Raw genomic sequence first — 18,841 nt, forward strand, 5'->3', positions numbered from 1 at the left:
AAGAAACGAAGCCCCTCGTGCCGAAGCAGAGGGGCTTGAATCAAGGGCTTAGCAACACCTTAACGGAACGGCTAGGCCTCTGGCGGGGCTTTTTTTGTCCCCCACCAGCGGCGCCGACATGACATGTGTCAATACCGCCGGTGGCGGTTTTTCTTAAGCTCGCGCCGCTTCACAACGCCGCACAGGAAGGAAAGACCGCCCATGGCCGCATTGCAATGGTCCGAGGAACTCGCACTGGATCTGCCGCAGATGGACCACACGCACCAGGAATTCGTGGCACTGCTGCAGGCCGTGGAGAGCGCCGATGACGCGGCGCTCATCGGTGCCTGGGAAGACCTAGTGGCGCACACCGACGCTCACTTCGCCCAGGAGGACCGCTGGATGCAGGCCACCCGCTTTGCCGCGGGCAACTGCCACAGCACGCAGCACCAGGTGGTGCTCAAGATCATGCGCGAGGGCACCGACCGCGCGCGCCAGGGCGAGCTGCATGTCCTGCGCGAGATGGCTGCAGAGCTGGCCGTATGGTTCCCCCAGCATACGGACGCCATGGACGCGTCCCTCGCCCAGCACCTGCGCCGCGTGGGCTTCGATCCCGCCACGGGCAGCGTGCAGACGCCGGGCGCGCTGCCCGACGATCTGATCCATGGCTGCGGTGGGGCCTGCTCTTCGGGTGATGACACATCCGCCCAGCCCGCCGCCGCGGCTTGAACGATCGGCCAGCTCAGCAGAACTGCAAAACTGGGGCGGTGCGGCGCCGCGCCGGGTGCGTGTGGCGCTTGGCGACAGGTTGTGCCGGAGTGGCGCGGCGTGGCGTCCCGCGCCCGCCACGGTTGCTGTCGCGTCGCCCTGCTAAGCTTGCTGCGTTTTCACGGCCAGCCGGAGCCCCCATGACGCCGCATGAACCACCCGAAAGCGCGCTCTATCGCACCCTGCTCGAATCCACGCGCGCCATTCCGTGGAAGATCGACTGGGCCACGGCGACCTTTGCCTACATCGGGCCGCAGATCGAGGACCTGCTGGGCTGGGCGCCCACCAGCTGGCGCACCGTGCAGGATTGGGCCGACCGCATGCACCCCGACGACCGGGACCGGGTGGTCAACTTCTGCATTTCGCAATCCCAGTCGGGCGTGGACCACGAGGCGGACTACCGCGCGCTCACCACAGGCGGGGATTACGTGTGGATCCGCGACGTGGTGCATGTGGTGCGCGACTTGCAGGGCAATGTGGTGTCGCTCGTGGGCTTCATGTTCGACATCACCGAGCGCAAGCAGAACGAACACCAGCTGCTGCAACTGCAGCAGGAGCTGCAGGAACTGTCATTCCGCGACGGGCTCACGGGTGTGAACAACCGCCGCAAGTTCGACGCGGTGTACGAGCGCGAATGGCAGGAGGCGCAGCGCACCGGCGAGCCGCTGTCGCTGCTGATGTTCGATGTGGATTTCTTCAAGAGCTACAACGACCAGTACGGCCACGTGGAGGGCGACGAGTGCCTGCGGCGCGTGGCCCGCGCGCTGCAGCAGGCCGCCCACCGCCCGCGCGACTGCCTGGCGCGCTACGGCGGCGAGGAGTTCGTGCTGCTGCTGCCCGGCGCGGACGCATCTTCCGCGCGCGCGGTGGCGCAGCGCTGCATGCAGGAGGTGGCCCACGCCGGTATCGTCCATGCGGCTTCGCCCCTGGGCCAGCAGCTCACGGTGAGCGTGGGCATGGGCACGGCTCTGCCCGGCACGCAGGATGACTCCAAGCGGTTCCTGGAAACGGTGGACCGCTGCCTTTACCGTGCCAAGCACGCGGGGCGCAACCGCATCGAGGCCACGGCCTGACCGCTATGAACGCGCGGCCAGCACCGGAAACAGCTTGCTCAGCCCGTCGGCCATCACCTCCACGGCCAGCGCCGCGAGGATCAGCCCCATGAGCCGCGTCATCACGTTGATGCCCGTCTTGCCGAGCACGCGCTCGATGGGCTCGGCCAGTGCAAAGCACAGCGCCGTGGCCGCGCCCACCACCACGCCGTAGCCCACCAGCGCCAGGTGCTGCCAGATGCTCTGCGCGCGGTCGGCGTAGATCACCACGGTGGACATGGCCGCCGGCCCCGTGAGCAGCGGGATGGTCAGCGGCACCACGGCGATGCTGCTGCCCGCAGCCGCCTTCTCGGCGCCCTGCTCCAGCTCGTGGGTGTGCGGCTTGGCCTCGGCCGGCTGCGCATTGAGCATGTTCATGGCGCTGATCAGCAGCAGCATGCCCCCGCCCACCTGGAAGCTCTGCAGCGAGATGTTGAAGAAGTCCAGGATCTGCAGGCCGACGAGCGCGCAGGCCGCGATCACGCAAAACGCGCTGAACGCCGCCACCTGGACGGTGCGCCGGCGCTGCGCGGCGTTGAAACCGCTGGTGTAGTGGATGAAGAACGGCACGATGGCCAATGGATTCACGATGGCCAGCAGCGTGATGAGCGGCTTCAAGTCCATCAGCGGCCCCCGGCAATGTCCATGAGCGTGGCCGAGGTGTAGCTGGCCGCGTCCGACATCAGCCACACGATGGCCTCGGCCACTTCCTCGGGCGTGCCGCCGCGCCCCATGGGCACCTGGCCTGCCAGGTCGCGCACGCGGTGGGGCAGGCCGCCGCTGGCGTGGATATCGGTGTCGATCAGGCCGGGGCGCACGGCATTCACGCGGATGCCCTCGCCGCCCACCTCGTGCGCCAGGCCTATGGTGAGCGTGTCCAGCGCGCCCTTGGACGCCGCATAGTCCACGTACTGATGGGGTGCACCCAGCCGGGCCGCGATGCTGGACACGTTGACGATGCTGCCACCAGCACCGCCATGGCGCGTGCTCATGCGCAGCACCGCCTCGCGCACGCAGTAGAAGGCGCCCAGCACGTTGATGCTGAACATGCGCCGCAGGCGCTCGCCGTGCATCTCGTCCACGCGGGCAGGGCGGTCCACCACGCCCGCGTTGTTCACCAGTGCCGTGAGGCGCCCCAGGCGGTGGTCCACGGTCTCGAACAGAGTCACTACGTCGGCCTCCACCGCCACATCGGCCTGCACGGCGATGGCGCGCCCGCCCGCGGCCTCGATCTGGCGCACCACGCCGTTCGCGGCTTCGGCGTGGCGCAGGTAGTTGATGGCCACGGCCCAGCCGCGCTGCGCGGCCAATAAGGCGGCGGCAGCGCCGATGCCCCGGCTGCCGCCTGTGATCAGAACAATCTTGTCCATGTACGGGTGACTCCTGCAAGAATGGCGCATTGGAACAGGTTTGCGGCGCTGACGCGTATCGTCCACGCGCCTGCACTCCCTTCGCTCAACGCGTCAGGAGACACGACATGGGACAGTGGGTGGACCTTACCGCCAGCGACGGATTCACGGCCCCCGCCTGGGTGGCGCGCACCGACGGCGCGCCGCGCGGCGCGGTGGTGGTGCTGCAGGAGATATTCGGCGTCAACGCCCATATCCGCGCCGTGGCCGACGGGTATGCCGCGCGCGGCTACCTGGCGGTGGCGCCGTCCACCTTCGCGCGCGTGCAAAAGGACGTGGACCTGGGCTACGGCCCCCAGGACATGCAGGCCGGCATGGCGCTCAAGGCCGCGGTGGAGGGCCTGCCCGCGCCGGGCGTGCTGCCCGACATCCAGGCAGCCATCGACTACGCGGCGCGCCAGGGCGGCGACAAGGTCGGCGTGGTGGGCTACTGCTGGGGCGGGCTGCTGGCCTGGCGCGCGGCCTGTCTGCTCGATGGCCTGTCCGCCGCCGTGCCCTACTACGGCGGCGGCGTCACCTCGGCCGCCGAGGCCGCGCGCCAGCCGCGCGTGCCGGTGCTGGCGCATTTCGGCGAGCGCGACCACTGGATCACGCAGGACAGCGTACGGGCCTTCGCCCAGGCCCACCCCGAGGCGCAGGTGCACGTGTACCCCGCCGACCACGGCTTCAATTGCGACCACCGCGGCAGCTACGACGAGGCCGCCGCCCAGACCGCGCGCGAGCGCACGCTGGCCTTCCTGGCCGAGCACGTGGGCTGATCGCGGTTGCAGCTCCCACCGGCCTCCAGCGCCTCCGGGCGGCCGGGGCTATTCCCTGCTGCGGCTCATCTCCATCGAGAAGGTGAAGCGGCTGGCGGGATGGATGGAGCGTGAAATCTCCAGCAGTTCTCCCGCCGCGTCGTAATAGCGCCGCGTGATGCGCAGCGCGGCCGAGCCCACCTCCGCCTGCAGCTCGCCGGCCAGCCCCGCGGGCATGAGGATCGCATCCACCTCCTGGCGGATGCGGGTGATGGCGCGCCCGTAGCGCGCCTCGATCAAGGAGCTGATCAGGGTCTCGGGCGACTCGCGCACCAGGCCGTCGATGTCGCCGAAGGCCGCATCCACGTACACGTCGGTCCAGCAGATGGGGCGTGCCGCGGGCGTGGCGTCCTCCATGCGCAGGCTGGAGATGTGCAGCCAGCGCGTGCCGCCGGGGCAGTCCAGCTCCTTGGCCAGGGCCAGGTCGGCCACCAGCCGCTTGGTGCCGCGGACGACGCGCACGTGCCGGGCGCCGAACTGGGCCAGCTCGTCCACCGTGGCGATGGACTGTGTGAACCCCGCCGCCGGCCGCGTGGCCTCCACGCGCGTGCCCACGTTCTTGCGCCGGGAGATCAGCCCCAGCTCCTGCAACTCGTCCAGTGCCTTGCGCACCGCATAGCGGCTCAGGCCGTGCGTCTCGCACAGCTCGAATTCGGTGGGAAGCAGCGAACCCACGGGGTAGGTGCCGGCCGTGATGGCCTCGGCCAGGTCGCGGGCCAGGTCGGCATAGGTGGTCTTGGTCATGGCGTGCGGCAACGGCTCAGGGTTATTCCTGATTCTTGTTTGTTCGAACATATCTACATTTAATTTGTTCGAACATATTTATATGTTCGATGTATGTCCACCCACTCCAAGCCGCTCCCATGTCCTTCAGCCCCGTCTCCAGCACTGTCATCGACTCCATCCTGTTCCGCGACGCCTTCGGCACGCCCGCCATGCGCGAGGTGTTCTCCGACCGCCGCCTGATCGCCCGCTACATCGAGGTGGAAGTGGCCCTGGCGCGCGCCGAGGCGCGCTGCGGCGTGATCCCGGCCGATGCGGCCGAGGCCATCGCCCGCGAGTCGCGCCTGGAGCGCATCGACTTCGACCACATGCGCCACGAAACCGACATTGTCGGCTACCCCATCCTGCCGCTGGTGCACCAGCTGGTGGCCATGTGCGGCGACGCGGGCCGCTACGTGCACTGGGGCGCCACCACGCAGGACATCATGGACACGGCCAACGTGCTGCAGGTGCGCGACGCGCTGGACATCGTGGAGGCCGACATCCGCGCGCTGCGCGCCATCCTGGCCGACCTGGCGGCCAAGCACCGCGACACGCCCATGGCCGGCCGCACCCACCTGCAGCAGGCGCTGCCCGTGACCTTCGGCTACAAGGTGGCGATCTGGCTGGCCATGTTCGACCGCCACCAAGAGCGCCTGGCCCAGCTACGCGAGCGCGTGCTGTGCGTGGAATTCGCGGGCGCCGCGGGCACGCTGGCCTCACTGGGCGAGAAGGGGCTGGAGGTGCAGCAGGCGCTGGCCGAGGAACTGGGCCTGGCCGTGCCGGCCACCACCTGGCACGTGGCGCGCGACGGTTTCGCCGAGGCGGTGAACCTGCTGGCGCTGGTGACGGGGTCGCTCGGCAAGATCGCGCTGGACATCATGATCATGGCCTCGACCGAGTTCGCCGAGGTCTACGAGCCCTTCGTCAAGGGCCGGGGCGCCAGCAGCACCATGCCGCAGAAGCGCAACCCCATCTCCAGCGAGCTGATGCTGGCCGCCGCCAAGGCCGTGCGCCAGCACGCCGGCCTGATGGTGGACGCCATGGTCCAGGACTTCGAGCGCGCCACCGGCCCGTGGCACGCCGAATGGGTCGCCATCCCCGAGAGCTTCATCCTCGCCGCCGGGGCGCTGCACCAGGCGAAGTTCGCCCTGGGCGGGCTGATCGTGGACACCGACCAGATGCGCCGCAACCTGGGAATCAGCCGCGGCCTGATCGTGGCCGAGGCCGTGATGATGGGCCTGGCCCCCGCCATGGGGCGCCAGCAGGCGCACGACGTGGTCTACGACGCCTGCCGCACCGTCAACGAGCGCGGCGGCACCCTGGCCGACGCCCTGGCGGCCCTGCCCGCCGTCACCGCGCACTTCGACCGCGCCGCCATCGATCGCCTGACCGACCCCGCCAACTACCTGGGCCTGGCCCCGGTGATGGTCGACCGCGCGATTGCCGCATCGGCCAGGACCCATTGATCCCTACCCCCCATTTCAGGAGACACGCATGAAATTCCTCAAGACCCTTGGCGCCATCGCACTGCTCGCCGCATCCCAGTTCACCCACGCCCAGGCGTGGCCCGCCAAGAACGTGACCTGGATCGTGCCCTTCGCCGCCGGCGGCCCCACGGACGCCATGGCGCGCGACATCGCCGACAAGGTCAGTCGGCAGATCGGCCAGCCCATCATCATCGAGAACACCCCTGGCGCGGGCGGCACCATCGGCGCGGCCAAGGCCGCCAAGGCGCCCGCCGACGGCTACACCTTCCTCGTGGGCCACATGGGCTACATGGGCGCGGGCCCGGCGCTGTACAAGAAGCTGAGCTACGACCCGGTGAAGGACTTCGAGGCCGTGTTCCGCTTCCCCGACACGCCGCTGGTGATGCTGGTGGGCAAGAACTCGCCCTACAAGAACGCCGGCGACCTGGTCGCCGCGGCCAAGGCCCGCCCGGGCCAGATCAACTTCAGCAACGCCGGCGTGGGCTCCACCTCGCACCTGATCGCCGCGCTGTTCGCCGCCAGGGCCGGCATCGACGTCACGCAGGTTGCCTACAAGGGCGCCGCGCCCGCCATCAACGACCTGATCGGCGGCCAGGTCGATGCCATGTTCGACCAGAGCAACACCGCGCTGCCCCAGGTGCAGGGCGGGCGCCTCAACGCCATCGCGCTGACCTCGCTCACCGCCATGCCGCAGCAGTACCCCGGCGTGCCCCCGCTGGCCGATAAGACCCTGCCGGGTTTCGAGGCCGCCACCTGGTACGGCCTGTACGCCCCCAAGGGCACGCCGAAGGACGTGGTGCAGAAAATGCACCAGAGCTACCTGAAAGCGCTGGCCGACAAGGGTTGGACGGAGCGCATGGCGGCCCAGGGCATCCACCTGCTGCCCGAGGCGCAATACGCACCTGATGCCCTGGCGAAGCACACCGCGGCCGAAGTCGAGCGCTGGCGCAAGGTGGTGCGGGACGCCAAGATCCAGCTGGATTGACCGCCATGACGCGCATCGCCCAGGAAGACCTGGCGGACAGCCTGGCGCAAGCCTTCCAGTTCGTCAGCCACCACCACCCGCCCGACTTCGTGCGCGCGCTGCGCCGGGCGCTGGCCGCCGAGACCCACGCGCCGGCGCGCGCGGCCATCGAGCAGTTGCTGGTGAACAGCCGCCTTGCCGCCCTGGGGCGGCGGCCCGTGTGCCAGGACACCGGCGTGGGTCAGGTGTTCCTGCGCGTGGGCTGCGGCGTGCGGTTCTTCCGCCGCGACGGCGCACCGCCCTGGAGCCTGCAGGCCGTGGCCGACGAGGGCGTGCGCCGTGCCTACCGCGACCCGGTCAACCCGCTGCGCGCCACCATGGTCTCCGACCCGCTGGGCCGGCGGCTCAACACGCGGGACAACACGCCCGCCGTCGTGCACTGCGAGATCGTGGAAGGCGATGCCCTGGAGGTGCTGGTGGTGGCCAAGGGCGGCGGCGGCGACGTGAAGGCGCGCTTCGCCACGCTGGAGCCCAGCGACAGCGTGGCCGACTGGGTCGTCGCGCAGTTGCCCGGCATGGGCGCCGGCTGGTGCCCGCCCGGCACGCTGGGCATAGGCATAGGCGGCACGCCCGAGCAGGCGATGCTGCTGGCCAAGCTCTCGCTGTTCGACCCCATCGACATGGACCTGCTGCAGGCGCGCGGCGCCCGGAACGCCGAAGAGGCCCTGCGGCTGCAGGTCTGCGAGCGCGCGAACGCGCTGGGCATCGGCGCGCAGGGCCTGGGCGGCACCAGCGCCGTGCTGGACGTGAAGCTGCGCACGGCGCCCTGCCACGCGGCCACGATTCCCGTGGCGCTGGTGCCCAACTGCGCCGCCGCGCGGTACGTGCGCTTCACGCTGGACGGCAGCGGGCCGGCGCGCATCGAGGAGCCACCCTCCAGCCTGTGGGACGGCATTGCCGACCGCTTCGAGATGCCCGGCGCTGTGCGCGTGGACCTCGACCGCCTGGGCGCTGACGAGGTGCGCCAGTGGCGCATCGGCCAGACGCTGCTGCTCTCGGGCCGCGTGCTCACGGCGCGCGACGCCGCGCACAAGCGCCTCGTGGACCTGCTGGCGCGCGGCGAGCCGCTGCCGGTGGACCTGCGCGGGCGCGTCGTCTACTACGTGGGCCCGGTCGACGCGGTGGGCGACGAGGCCGTGGGGCCCGCGGGCCCCACCACGGCCACGCGCATGGACCGGTTCGTGGAGCCGCTGATGGCGCAGGCAGGGTTGCTGGCCATGATCGGCAAGGCCGAGCGCGGCCCCGGCGCCATCGCGGCCATCGCCCGCCACGGCGGCGCCTACCTCAGCGCCACGGGCGGCGCGGCCTACCTGCTGTCCAAGGCCATCCGCGCCGCGCGCGTGCTGGCCTTCGAGGACCTGGGGATGGAGGCGATCCACGAGTTTGAGCTGGTGGATTTCCCCGTCACCGTGGCGGTGGACAGCCGGGGGCGCACGATCCATGCGTTCGTGCAATCCTCATAGCAAAAATGGCCTCTAGCGCTTTCCTGTCAAGCGCTGGAAGCTATCTTTTCAGTAGTCAATGCGCTCCCGCAGCTGTATCGGCAGCGCCTGCCGAGGCGCGCGGCGCGTGGGCCAGCCAGACCAGCGGGATCAGCAGCAGGAACAGCACGGCCGAGGCGTAGAAGATGTCGTTGGCCGCGAGCATGTAGGCCTGCTGGTTGGCCATGCGCTCGACCTGGGCCAGCGCCTGTTCGGGCGACAGGCCCCCCGCCTGCAGCGTTCGCAGCGCCTGGGCCAGCGCGGTGCTGCCCTGGTGCAGGCTCTCGGCGAGCTGGGCATGGTGCAGCGTGGCTCGGTCCTCCCACAGCGTGGTGGTGATGGAGGTGCCCACGGCGCCGGCCGTGATGCGCATGAAGTTCGACAGGCCCGAGGCGGCGGGGATGCGCTCGGGCGGGATCTCCGACAGCGTGAGGGTCACCAGCGGGATGAAGAAGAACGCCATGGCGATGCCCTGCACGATGGTGGGCACCATGATGGTCGCCAGGTCGGCCTGGGTGTTGAAGTTCGACCGCATCCACAGCACCACCGCGAACACCAGGAACGCGAAGGTGGCGAAGTTGCGCGGGTCGGCCTTGCCGACGTTCTTGCCCACCCAGGGCGACAGCACCATGGCCAGCAGGCCCACGGGCGCCATCACCTCGCCGGCCTGCGTGGCCGTGTAGCCCATGTACTGCTGCAGCCACAGCGGCAGCAGCACCACGTTGCCGAAGAACACGCCGTAGCCCACGGCCGTGGCCAGCGCGCCGGCCCAGAAGTTGCGGATCCTGAACAGCGTCAGGTCCACCACGGGATGGTCCTCGCCGCGCTCCCAGATCAGGAAGGCCGCCAGGCCGACGCCGGCCACCAGCGCGCAGGCCACGACCAGGGGCGAGGCGAACCAGTCGTGCTCCTTGCCTATGTCCAGCATGATCTGCATCGCCCCCACCCAGATCACCAGCAGCGCCAGGCCCATGGAGTCGATGGGCAGCTTGCGCCGCTCGGTCTCGCGCTTGTGGAAGATGGCCCAGGTGACCAGCACGGCGGCAACGCCCACGGGCGCGTTGATGTAGAAGATCCACGGCCAGGTCATGTTGTCGGTGATCCACCCGCCCAGCAGCGGTCCCATGACCGGCGCGATCAGCGTGGTCATGGACCACATGGCCATGGCCAGGCCGGCCAGCGCCTTGGGGTAGCTCGACAGCAGCAGTGACTGCGACAGCGGGATCATCGGCCCCGCGACGAAGCCCTGCAGCGCGCGCGCGGCGATCAAGAGCGTCATGTTGGGCGCGAGGCCGCACAAGAGCGACGCGATCACGAACAGCGTGACGCTGGCCACGAACAGCCGCACCTGCCCGAAGCGCTGCGACAGCCAGCCCGTGAGCGGCACGGCGATGGCGTTGGCCACCGCGAAGCTGGTGATGACCCAGGTGCCTTGCGTGGGGCTCACGCCCAGGTCGCCCGCGATGGCGGGCAGCGACACGTTGGCGATGGACGTGTCCAGCACGTTCATGAACGTGGCGGCCGACAGGGCCAGCGTGCCCCAGGTGCGCGCGCTGCCCGTGAGGGGCGGCAGGGGAGCCGCGGGGGCGGAGGAGGCCATGGTCAGTGCGCGCCCAGGTTGGCGGCGATGATGCGGGCCACGTCGGCATCGGCGCCCTGATCCAGCGACTCATACACCGCCGTCTGCGCCACGGGCTGCTGGCGCGGCGCCTCGGCCAGCGCGGGGCCGCCGCGCTCCTTTGTGTCCACTTTCACTTCCATGGACAGACCCACGCGCAGCGGGTGCTGGGTGATCTGCCCGGGGTCGAGCGCGATGCGCACCGGCACGCGCTGCACCACCTTGATCCAGTTGCCGGTGGCGTTCTGCGGCGGCAGCAGCGCGAAGGCCGCGCCCGTGCCCACGCCCAGGCCGGCCACGGTGCCCTTGTATTCGACCTTGCCGCCGTACAGGTCGGCCGTCAGCGTGGCCGGCTGGCCCAGGCGCAGGTTGCGCAGCTGGTTCTCCTTGAAGTTGGCGTCCACCCACACCTGGCCCAGCGGCACCACGGCCATCAGGGGAGTGCCGGCGGCCACGCGCTGGCCCAGCTGCACGTTGCGCCGGGCCACGTAGCCGTCCACGGGCGCGGGCAGGGCGGTGCGGCGGCTGCCCAGGTAGGCCTCGCGCACGCGCGCGGCGGCGGCCAGCACGCTGGGGTGGCGGGCCACGGCCACGCCCTGGGTCAGCGACTGGTTGCTGGCCAACTGCTCGCGCGCGGCGGCCGCGCCGGCCTGCGCGCCGGCGAGCTGCGTGCGGGCGGTCTGCAGCTGGCTCTGCGCGTGGCGCAGTTCCTCCTGCGAGACGGCGCCCTCGCCGGTCAGGGCCTGGCGGCGGCGCAGGTCGTCCTCGGCGCGCGCGATCTCGGCCTGGGCGCGTGCGGCCTCGGCTTCGCGCAGGCGCACCTGCGCGGCCAGGGCGCTGTTGTTGGCGTACAGCGTGCGTGTCTGCCGCACGGCCTGCGCCAGGTTGGCCTCGGCCTGCTGCAGCGCCACGCGCGCGTCAGCCGGGTCCAACTGCACCAGCGCAGCGCCAGCGCGCACGAAGTCGGTGTCGTCGGCCAGAATGGACATCACCGTGCCGCCGGTCTGCGGCGTGATCTGGATGACGTTGCCCTGCACGTAGGCGTTGTCGGTGTGCTCGTAGTGGCTGGCGACCAACCAGTCGTACAGGCCCCAGGCGCAGCCGGCGAGCACGACGACGCCAGCCAGGGTGAACAGCGCCTTGCGGCGGGAAGCCTTCGACGCGGTGGAAGGGGTGGGAGGAGTTGCGGTCATGGTGGACAAGGGCAAAAAAGGGGGATGGGGGCGAATTCAGCGGGCGGCCGCCACCGTGGGGGCCGCTTGCGGGGCTTGCGCCGTGGGCGGCGGCGTGGCCGCATAGCCGCCGCCCAGGGCGCGCATCACGCCCACCTGGTTGTCCAGCCGCCGCGCGGCCAAGTCCACGGCCAGGCGGCGCTGGGCCAGCACCTGGCTTTCGGCCGACAGCACTTGCAGGTAGGTGCCCAGGCCGGCTTCATAGCGGCGCCGCGCAATGCCATAGGCGGCCTGCGCGGATTCGCCGGCCTGGCGCTGCTCCGCGATCTGCCGTGCGATCGAGCTGCTGCTGGCCAGCTGGTCGGCCGCGTCGCGCACCGCTTCCAGCAGGGCGGCGTTGTAGCTTTCGACGGCGGCGTCCCGGTCGGCCGCCTTGCCGCGCAGGTTGGCGCGCAGGCGGCCGGCATCGAAGATCGGCAGTCGCAGCGCCGGGCCCACGCCCCATTCACGGCTGCCGGCCTCGATGAAACGGTCCAGCCCCACGCTGGCCAGGCCCACGAAGGCGGTCAGGCTCACGTTGGGATAGAACTGCGCCCGCGCCACGCCCATGTCCTGGGTGGCGGCTTCCACGCGCCAGCGCGCGGCCGCCACGTCGGGGCGGCGGCCCAGCAGGTCGGCGGGCACGGCGGCGGGGGTTTCTGAAAAATGGATAGCTGCCAGCGCTTGTGGGGTCAGCGCCTGGGCCGTCTGGGGGTCTGCAATCAGCGCGCCCAGCGCGTTGCGTGCCAGGGCTTCCTGCTCGCGCAGCGCCTCGATCTGCTGGCGCGCTTCGGGCAGGGCGCCTTCGCTTTGGCGCAACTCCAGCTGGGTGTCCAGCCCGGCCTGCACGCGCCGCTGCACCAGTTGCAGCATTTCGGTGCGCTGCTGCAGCGTGCGCTCGGCCACGGCGCGCTGGGCCTGCAAGCGTGCCAGCTGAAAGTAGCCCTGCGCCACGCGGCTCGCGAGCAGCAGGCGCGCGGCCTCGGCGTCGGCGCGCGCGGCCTGGGCCTCGCCCAGTGCGGCGGCGAGGGCGGCACGGTGTTTGCCGAAGAAGTCCAGCTCCCAGCTGCCCGACAGGCGGGCGGTTTCCACGCTACGAATGGCGCCGGCCTGGCCGGGGGGGTAGGGTCCGTTGGCGCTGTAGCGCTGGCGCGTGGCGTCCAGGCTGCCGTTGACCTGCGGGCTCTGGGCCGCGCGGGCGGTGTCGGCAAAGGCCTCGGCGCGCGCGATGCGGGCGGCGGCCTGCTGCAGCCCGGGGTTGCCTTGCAGGGCCTGGGTGATGAGCGCATCCAGCTGCGCATCGCCAAAGCTGCGCCACCAGTCGGCGGAGACCGCAGTCTGCGGCTGCACAGCAGCATCTGCGCTGGATGAGGGCACAGCGGCCAGGCCCAGGGAGGCAGGGTCGCGCATCCGGGCGTGGGAGTCGATACCCGCCATGTCGGCGCAGCCCGACAGCAGAGGCAGGGCCAGCAGCGCGACGGCCAGCGTGGCGCCATACAGCAGCGCACTGCCGCGGGGCGCGGTCGCAGGAATAAGCGCCGGGGCGCTGGAGGGTGAGAGGTGGTTTTTCATGTTGTGGTCTCTCGGCAAAGGGCAAACGGGGCGGGCTGCAAGGCCCAGGCGCTGGTGCCTATGGCCCGCCTTCTGGAGGGCGTACGTTGGTGTAGATGCGTTTCAGGAAGTCGCGCAACTGCGCCTCTTCCTCGGCGGAGAAACCCTGCAGCAGTTGGTCCTGCACCTCGCCCAGGAGGGCAGGCAGCTGGGCGGCGACGGCCTGGCCCTCCGACGTGAGCGCGACATGCACCACGCGGCGGTCTTCCTGCGATCGCTCGCGCTGGCACAGGCCCTTGGCCTCCAGCCGGTCCAGCAGGCGCGTGAGGCCGCCCGCGTCCAGGTGGCACATGCGCGCCAGGGCCGCGGCGGTGCCGGGCGGGTCCAGCAGCAGGCGCAGCAGGGGTTTCCACTGCGCGTCGGTCAGGCCCAGGGGCTCCATGCGGCGCTCCACCTCATACCCCAGCAGGGTGGTGATGCGCCGCATCTGAAAGCCGATGCTGCGCTCGATCTCGAACGGCACCGGCAGCTCCGGGTCGGACAGCGGGCAGGCGGCATCCGCCGACAGGGGGGGCGGAATGGAAGTTGAATTCATGTCGTGACAATAGTTGACTGATCAATTATTGTCAAAGCAGTAAAACAAAACCCTGCTGGAAGCCGGGGCGGCGTGGCCGTGCAGCCGCGCGTGCGGGGAAGGGGTCAGCCCTGGCCGGTGCGCGCCAGGTAGCGCTTGCGCCAGAAGAACAGCGTGAGGCCGACGGCCGTGGCGGTCATGCTGCCCATGGCCCACCAGAAGCCGTCCTGCTTGTGCACCAAGGGGATGAACTCGAAGTTCATGCCGAAGATGCCGGCGATCAGGTTCAGCGGCAGGAACACGGCGGTGAGCGCCGTGAGCGTGCGCATGATGTCGTTGGTGCGGTTGCTCTGCGCCGAGAAGTGCATCTGCACCGTGGCCTCGGTGCTTTGCTCCAGCCGGCGCACGTGGTGCACCACGCGCTCGATGTGCTCCAGCACGTCGCGGCTGCGCACCTTGAGCAGGTCCAGCTCGCGCAGGGCCGCCGGCGTGTCCGACGAGGGGGCCCAGGTCTCCAGCACCGCGCACCAGGCCTGCACGGCGGCGCGCTGGTCTTCGCAGATCTCGTCGAGCTGGTGCAGGGTCAGGCGCGCGTCCATCAGTGCTCGCCAGTTGTTGAAGCGGGTGCGCGGCTGCAGCAGCTCGGCCTGCCAGTGGTCAAGCTGGCGCGACAGCTCGCGGCGCAGGTCCAGGTAGTTGTCCACGATCTGGTTGACCATGCGCAGCATGAGGTCGGCCGGGCTGGCGGGCAGGCGCGTGCCGGCCACAGGGCCGGTGCGCAGTTCGCGCACCACGGCTTCGGCGGGCGTGGTGGGCGGCGCGTTGCCGTTGGGCGCCTCGGGCGGGGGCGTCGTCGTCGGAGCCGGCGGGGTAATCAGGCGCGCTGCGTAGGCATCGCGCACGGAGCAGTCGGCCGGGTGCACCGACAGCAGCACCTGGTCGAACACCGCGAAGCCCACGGGGCTGGTGTCGATGCGCCGCAGTACGGGCGGGCCGCCGCGCGCCGCCGCCGGCATGAGCGGGGCGGCCGCGGGGGCGAGCGATGCGCTCAGGCGGCGCACCACCAGCATGTCGTACTGCGAGGTGTAGTCGTAATGCGAGGGCAGCTGGGCGTTGAGCAGGTCGGACACGTGCAGGTCCACCAGCTGCTGGCCCGTGAGCGCCTGCAGCACGCCCTGCAGGCGCGGCAGTTCGGTGCTGAACGCCGCACGTGTGCAGGCGATCCAGTAAAAGCCCCGCGCGGGCGGCTGGGTGGGCAAATCGGGCAGTTCCTGCGCATGGGCGCCGGGCTGCAGGTGGAAGATGCGGATCGCCTGCGGGGTTGGGGTCAAATCGGCCTCCAGCGCTTATGGAGCAAGCGCAAGCAGCTATTATTTTGCGAGCAAACGCGCGGCGTCCAGCGCGAAGTAGGTCAGCACGCCGTCGGCGCCCGCGCGCTTGAAGGCCAGCAGCGACTCCATCATCACCTTGTCATGGTCCAGCCAGCCGTTGGCGGCGGCGGCCTTGAGCATGGCGTACTCGCCGCTGACCTGGTAGGCGAAGGTGGGCACCTTGAACTCGTCCTTCACGCGGCGCACCACGTCCAGGTAGGGCATGCCGGGCTTGACCATGACCATGTCGGCGCCCTCGGCCAGGTCCAGCGCCACCTCGCGCAGGGCCTCGTCGGTGTTGGCCGGGTCCATCTGGTAGACGTTCTTGTTGCTGCGCCCCAGGTTGGCGGCCGAACCCACCGCGTCGCGGAACGGGCCGTAGAAGGCGCTGGCGTACTTGGCGCTGTAGGCCATGATGCGGGTGTAGATCTGGCCGTGGGCCTCCAGCGCCTCGCGGATGGCGCCGATGCGCCCGTCCATCATGTCGCTGGGCGCGACCATGTCCACGCCGGCCTGGGCATGGGTCAGGGCCTGGCCTACCAGCAGTTCCACGGTCTCATCGTTCAGGATGTAGCCGGTGTCGTCCAGCAGGCCGTCCTGGCCGTGGCTGGTATAGGGGTCCAGCGCCACGTCGGTCATCACGCCCAAGTCGGGGAACTCGGCCTTGAGCTTGCGCACCACGCGCGGGATCAGGCCGTCGGGGTTGAGCGCCTCCTTGCCATCGGGCGTCTTGAGCGCCGCATCGATCGACGGAAACAGCGCGAGCACCGGGATGCCAAGCTTCACGCATTCCTCGGCCACGGGCAGCAGCAGGTCCAGGCTCAGGCGTTCCACGCCGGGCATGGAGGCCACGGGCACGCGCAGGTTGGAGCCTTCGTGCACGAACACCGGGTAGATGAAGTCGTGCGGCGTGAGCACGGTCTCACGCACCAGGTTGCGGGTGAATGCATCGCGGCGCAGGCGGCGCGGGCGATTGGCGGGAAAGGGGGTGGGGCTGGACAGATGCATGGCGTCGATTGTCCTTCACTCCCATGCCGGGCTCCACCCCTGCGCTCATCCTTGCGCGGGCCTGCCCGTGGCCGCTGGTGGTAGCCTGTGCCACTTGCCATCTCGCCAGGAGTGCGCCATCACCACCGCAGCACAGGAGCACCGCTGGAACCAGCGGTACATGCAAACCGCAGTGACGCGGCCCTATTGGCGCGTGTGGACCTACGAAACGCCCGCCGTGGTGCTGGGCTGCTCGCAGCGCGCCTATCTGGACGGCGCCCGCGCGCGCCTGGCGCCCGGCATGGAGTTGTTGCAGCGCCCCTCGGGCGGTGGTGCGGTGCTGTGCGGCCCGTGGATGGTGAGTTGTTCGGTGGTGCTGCCGCCATCGCACCCCTGGGTGCAGGGCCGCCTGCCCGACAGCTACCAGGGGCTGGGCCAACTGCATGCGCAGGTACTGGCACCGTGGGGTGTGGCGGCGCGGGCGCTGCCGCCCGATCAGGTTGCCGCTGCCAATGCCCGCGGCGGGCCGGTGGTGCCCTGGGCCTGCTACGGCAGCCTTGCACCGTGGGAAGTGGTGGATGTGGCCGGCCGCAAGCTGGTCGGCCTGGCCCAGCGGCGCCAGCGCGCCGGCGTGCTGCTGGTGGCGGGCACCCTGGTCACGCCCCCGGACTGGGCGTTGCTGTGCCAGGCGCTGGACCAGCAGGGCGACGAAGCTGCACTGCGCGCGCGCACCGTTTCGTGCGCCGAACTCAGTGCCTGTGCGCCGGATGCGCAGCAAATGGCCCGCGCCTTGCGCGTGGCGCTGACGCAGACGCTGGGTGAAGAAGCGGGCGACGGCGCGGGCGAGGCGGCGGACGACTCCGCGCGCCAGGCAACGGCGCCGAACCGTCCCTAGCGGACGCTCCATCTTGCGCACCCTGGCGGTGGGTGCTAGATTGGCCCCGGGCGGCCCCTCCGCCCCCCGCTTCACCTCCCTGAGCGGGCCCCGCTGCCTGCGACGCGGCGGGGTTTTCCGCCCGGATTTCCGGGCATTTTTTTGCCTCATGGCGGTTCCGTGTCCTGGCCGGGTAATGCAGCGCCAGCACCGCCACGTACACTGCGCCGATGCTCTGGGTCAAAGCCTTTCACATCGTTTTCGTCGCCAGCTGGTTTGCTGGCCTGTTTTACCTGCCGCGCATCTTCGTCAACCTGGCCATGGTGGCGCCCGGGTCGGTGGCCGAGCGGGAGCGCCTGCTGCTCATGGCGCGCAAGCTGCTGCGCTTCACCACGCTGCTGTCGGTCCCCGCCATCGCGCTGGGCCTGTGGCTGTGGCTGGGCTACGGCATCGGCAAGGGGCCGGGCAACGGCTGGTTGCACGCCAAACTGGCCGTGGTGCTGCTGGTGGTGGGCTACCACCACGCCTGCGCCGTACTGCTGCGCAGGCTGGCTTCCAACGCGGACCAGCACAGCCACCGCTGGTTCCGCTGGTTCAACGAGGTGCCGGTGCTGCTGCTGCTGGTCGCCGTGGTGTTGGTGGTCGTCAAGCCGTTCTGAGATGCAGCGGCTGCAGCGTTGCCCGGCTTCGTTCCCTTGCAATGGGGGCGCCGCGCGGCGGGCGGCAGTGGCCACGGCACGAGGTGATTGAGAGGGCATGCACAAGACGTCCGCCTGGCCTCTGGCGCTCATCTACGCAGCGCTGATCGTCTTCGCCAGCCTGTTCCCGTTCGACGGGTGGCGCGAGCAGGGAATTTCGCCCTGGGTGTTCTTCTCGGCGCGCATCCCGCCGCCGTACTGGACCTGGTTCGACGTCAACATGAACATCGCGGGCTATGCCCCGCTGGGGTTCCTGCTGGCCTTGGCGGGCCTGCGTTCTGGCTGGCCGCGCGCGGCCGTGCCGTTGGCGGCACTGGCGGGTGCGCTGCTGTCGCTGAGCATGGAATACCTGCAGATCTTCCTGCCGCGGCGGGTGCCGTCCAACATGGACTTCGCGCTCAACGCGACCGGTGCGCTGCTGGGAGCGTTGGCGGCCGCGCTGCTGGAGCGCTTCGGGGCCATTGCGCGTTGGAGCCGCTTTCGCGAGCGCTGGTTCGTTCCGCATGCGCGCGGCGCGCTGGTGCTGTTGGCGCTGTGGCCCTGGGCCCTGCTGTTCCCGGCGGCGCTGCCCTTTGGCCTGGGGCAGATGTGGGAGCGGCTGGAGGCCGCGCTCATTGAGGCGCTGCAGGACACGCCGTTTCTGCAGTGGCTGCCCGTGCGCGAGGCGCCGCTGGAGCCCCTGTCGCCGGGCGCCGAGCTCATGGCCGTCGCGTTGGGGCTGCTGATCCCCTGCCTGCTGGGCTACTGCGTCATGCGCCATGCGGGGCGCCGCATGGCCTTCGCACTGGCGACGGCCGCCGTGGGCGTGGGCGTGACGGCGCTGTCGTCGCTGCTGAGCTATGGGCCCACGCACGCCTGGGAGTGGCTCACGCTGCCGGCCCGCATGGGCGTGCTCGTTGCCCTGGGGGCGGCCCTGGCGATGGCGGCCGTGCCGCGACGCGGCTGCGCGGCGTTGCTGCTGCTGGCGCTGATGCTGCACCTGAACCTGCTCAACCAGGCGCCCACCAGCGCCTACTTCGCACAGACGCTGCAGGCCTGGGAGCAGGGGCGCTTCATCCGCTTCTACGGCCTGGGGCAGTGGCTGGGCTGGCTCTGGCCCTATGGGGCACTCGCCTATGTGGTATTGCGGGTGTCGCGCCGCGATGGCGACTCCTAGA

General features: G+C 70.4%; 18 protein-coding genes. 9 read left to right on the plus strand and 9 right to left on the minus strand.

Translation table 11 applies throughout. The features are described from left to right. Positions 1 to 201 precede the first annotated feature (201 nt). Positions 202 to 708, plus strand: coding sequence for a hemerythrin domain-containing protein (locus tag MRB47_RS01335; protein ID WP_123675267.1), 507 nt, complete (start codon positions 202 to 204; stop codon positions 706 to 708). Positions 709 to 887: 179 nt separating this feature from the next. Next, positions 888 to 1,820, plus strand: coding sequence for a GGDEF domain-containing protein (locus tag MRB47_RS01340; RefSeq protein WP_012655348.1), 933 nt, complete (start codon positions 888 to 890; stop codon positions 1,818 to 1,820). A gap of 3 nt (positions 1,821 to 1,823) precedes the next feature. Here the strand turns inward: MRB47_RS01340 and MRB47_RS01345 are convergent, their stop codons facing one another. Both MRB47_RS01345 and MRB47_RS01350 read right to left on the minus strand, forming a co-directional pair. Further along, positions 1,824 to 2,462, minus strand: a complete 639-nt coding sequence (locus tag MRB47_RS01345) for a MarC family protein (protein WP_011803724.1) — start codon at positions 2,460 to 2,462, stop codon at positions 1,824 to 1,826. Beyond that, positions 2,462 to 3,208 (minus strand): SDR family oxidoreductase, encoded by a 747-nt coding sequence (locus tag MRB47_RS01350; RefSeq protein WP_012655349.1) that lies wholly within the window; start codon positions 3,206 to 3,208, stop codon positions 2,462 to 2,464. Before MRB47_RS01350 ends, MRB47_RS01345 begins: the two co-directional genes overlap by 1 nt. Positions 3,209 to 3,315: 107 nt before the next feature. Between MRB47_RS01350 and MRB47_RS01355 the strand changes: the two genes are divergently transcribed. Continuing rightward, positions 3,316 to 4,005 (plus strand): dienelactone hydrolase family protein, encoded by a 690-nt coding sequence (locus MRB47_RS01355; protein ID WP_252101698.1) that lies wholly within the window; start codon positions 3,316 to 3,318, stop codon positions 4,003 to 4,005. A 48-nt stretch (positions 4,006 to 4,053) separates the two neighbouring features. Here MRB47_RS01355 and MRB47_RS01360 read toward each other — a convergent pair whose 3' ends face one another. After that, positions 4,054 to 4,788 carry a GntR family transcriptional regulator gene (locus tag MRB47_RS01360; protein ID WP_252101699.1) on the minus strand — a complete coding sequence of 245 codons (735 nt, stop codon included), beginning with the start codon at positions 4,786 to 4,788 and terminating at the stop codon, positions 4,054 to 4,056. A gap of 119 nt (positions 4,789 to 4,907) precedes the next feature. Here MRB47_RS01360 and pcaB point away from each other — a divergent pair, with 119 nt between their 5' ends. Genes pcaB through MRB47_RS01375 form a run of 3 tightly spaced genes read left to right on the plus strand, consistent with a single transcriptional unit; the run spans position 4,908 to position 8,783 of the window. Further along, positions 4,908 to 6,275: a 3-carboxy-cis,cis-muconate cycloisomerase gene (gene pcaB / locus MRB47_RS01365; protein WP_252101700.1), complete on the plus strand. Its 1,368-nt coding sequence runs from the start codon at positions 4,908 to 4,910 to the stop codon at positions 6,273 to 6,275. A gap of 28 nt (positions 6,276 to 6,303) precedes the next feature. Next, complete coding sequence (locus tag MRB47_RS01370; RefSeq protein ID WP_252101701.1) at positions 6,304 to 7,281, plus strand: Bug family tripartite tricarboxylate transporter substrate binding protein; 978 nt, start codon at positions 6,304 to 6,306, stop codon at positions 7,279 to 7,281. A gap of 5 nt (positions 7,282 to 7,286) precedes the next feature. Further along, complete coding sequence (locus MRB47_RS01375; RefSeq protein ID WP_252101702.1) at positions 7,287 to 8,783, plus strand: fumarate hydratase; 1,497 nt, start codon at positions 7,287 to 7,289, stop codon at positions 8,781 to 8,783. A 55-nt stretch (positions 8,784 to 8,838) separates the two neighbouring features. Here the strand turns inward: MRB47_RS01375 and MRB47_RS01380 are convergent, their stop codons facing one another. The 6 genes from MRB47_RS01380 to hemB all read right to left on the minus strand — a co-directional run bounded on the left by MRB47_RS01380 (position 8,839) and on the right by hemB (position 16,133). Next, positions 8,839 to 10,401, minus strand: a complete 1,563-nt coding sequence (locus tag MRB47_RS01380) for a DHA2 family efflux MFS transporter permease subunit (RefSeq protein WP_252101703.1) — start codon at positions 10,399 to 10,401, stop codon at positions 8,839 to 8,841. A 2-nt stretch (positions 10,402 to 10,403) separates the two neighbouring features. Continuing rightward, a complete protein-coding gene (locus tag MRB47_RS01385; protein ID WP_252101704.1) occupies positions 10,404 to 11,612 on the minus strand; it encodes an efflux RND transporter periplasmic adaptor subunit in 1,209 nt (402 codons plus the stop codon). 36 nt (positions 11,613 to 11,648) lie between these two features. Next, positions 11,649 to 13,202, minus strand: coding sequence for an efflux transporter outer membrane subunit (locus MRB47_RS01390; protein ID WP_252101705.1), 1,554 nt, complete (start codon positions 13,200 to 13,202; stop codon positions 11,649 to 11,651). A gap of 58 nt (positions 13,203 to 13,260) precedes the next feature. Further along, positions 13,261 to 13,776, minus strand: a complete 516-nt coding sequence (locus MRB47_RS01395) for a MarR family winged helix-turn-helix transcriptional regulator (RefSeq protein ID WP_252101706.1) — start codon at positions 13,774 to 13,776, stop codon at positions 13,261 to 13,263. A gap of 104 nt (positions 13,777 to 13,880) precedes the next feature. Beyond that, complete coding sequence (locus MRB47_RS01400) at positions 13,881 to 15,086, minus strand: magnesium transporter CorA family protein (RefSeq protein WP_252101707.1); 1,206 nt, start codon at positions 15,084 to 15,086, stop codon at positions 13,881 to 13,883. A 39-nt stretch (positions 15,087 to 15,125) separates the two neighbouring features. After that, complete coding sequence (hemB, locus tag MRB47_RS01405; protein WP_011803732.1) at positions 15,126 to 16,133, minus strand: porphobilinogen synthase; 1,008 nt, start codon at positions 16,131 to 16,133, stop codon at positions 15,126 to 15,128. Between the two features lie 94 nt (positions 16,134 to 16,227). Between hemB and MRB47_RS01410 the strand changes: the two genes are divergently transcribed. The 3 genes from MRB47_RS01410 (at position 16,228) to MRB47_RS01420 (ending at position 18,840) form a co-directional block, all read left to right on the plus strand. Continuing rightward, positions 16,228 to 17,007, plus strand: a complete 780-nt coding sequence (locus tag MRB47_RS01410; protein ID WP_252101708.1) for a biotin/lipoate A/B protein ligase family protein — start codon at positions 16,228 to 16,230, stop codon at positions 17,005 to 17,007. Positions 17,008 to 17,216: 209 nt separating this feature from the next. Beyond that, the gene (locus MRB47_RS01415) at positions 17,217 to 17,645 is read left to right on the plus strand and encodes a CopD family protein (RefSeq protein ID WP_011803734.1); all 429 of its coding nucleotides are present in this window, start codon (positions 17,217 to 17,219) and stop codon (positions 17,643 to 17,645) included. A gap of 97 nt (positions 17,646 to 17,742) precedes the next feature. After that, complete coding sequence (locus MRB47_RS01420) at positions 17,743 to 18,840, plus strand: VanZ family protein (RefSeq protein WP_252101709.1); 1,098 nt, start codon at positions 17,743 to 17,745, stop codon at positions 18,838 to 18,840. The last annotated feature ends 1 nt before the right edge of the window (position 18,841 follow it).

Source organism: Diaphorobacter sp. LI3 (assembly GCF_022807955.1).
Taxonomy (GTDB): domain Bacteria; phylum Pseudomonadota; class Gammaproteobacteria; order Burkholderiales; family Burkholderiaceae_C; genus Diaphorobacter; species Diaphorobacter nitroreducens.